Origin of the sequence: Vibrio sp. 10N.261.51.A4 (genome assembly GCF_041471945.1) — a bacterium.
Lineage (GTDB): Bacteria > Pseudomonadota > Gammaproteobacteria > Enterobacterales > Vibrionaceae > Vibrio > Vibrio crassostreae_C.
The window spans coordinates 1-693 of sequence record NZ_JBFRPJ010000122.1; the positions used below are offsets into that span (position 1 = coordinate 1).

General features: G+C 40.8%; 3 tRNA genes. All 3 read right to left on the bottom strand.

Annotated features, from left to right (window positions below):
• Window positions 1-382: 382 nt before the first annotated feature.
• Window positions 383-458, bottom strand: a tRNA-Val gene (locus tag AB4384_RS22570).
• A gap of 32 nt (window positions 459-490) precedes the next feature.
• A tRNA-Ala gene (locus AB4384_RS22575) sits at window positions 491-566 on the bottom strand.
• Window positions 567-591: 25 nt separating this feature from the next.
• A tRNA-Val gene (locus AB4384_RS22580) sits at window positions 592-667 on the bottom strand.
• Window positions 668-693: the final 26 nt, after the last annotated feature.

Genomic DNA, 693 nt, shown 5'->3' on the forward strand with positions numbered 1-693 from the left:
GGTTTCTATTTGCTTTCACTTTAAAAAGTGAAGACAAATAAGTGTATGGCAACTAACCAAGGTTTTTGGTTGTCATCAAGAAGGGTTAATTCTCAATGACTGTTTGCCGGACTCAATTTCGATTCAAACTAAGTTTGAATCACTCTTTATTTCCACTTTTAAAAAGTGAAGACAAAAAGCCAAGACACTTGAATGTGTTTGTTGTGTTTATCTAATGAAAGATAAACATTGAGAACTTTTAAATTTGATTGAATTACTCGTAAGTAATCAATCAGTCAGCTTTCCAAATTGTTAAAGAGCAAGAGTTTTTAAAGCATTAAACTTTCAAAACCATTTTTAAATACACTCAGTTTTCTATTACTAAGAAAAGTGTGCTTAAAGATGGTGGGCGATACCGGGCTCGAACCAGTGACCCCCTGCTTGTAAGGCAGGTGCTCTCCCAACTGAGCTAATCGCCCATGATAGTTTTGATTCCTTCATGGAGAAAGAATGGTGGAGCTATGCGGGATCGAACCGCAGACCTCCTGCGTGCAAGGCAGGCGCTCTCCCAGCTGAGCTATAGCCCCATATTTTTATTTCCTTGGGAGGAAATGGTGGGCGATACCGGGCTCGAACCAGTGACCCCCTGCTTGTAAGGCAGGTGCTCTCCCAACTGAGCTAATCGCCCACTAAAAGTTTTAATTCCTTCGTGGA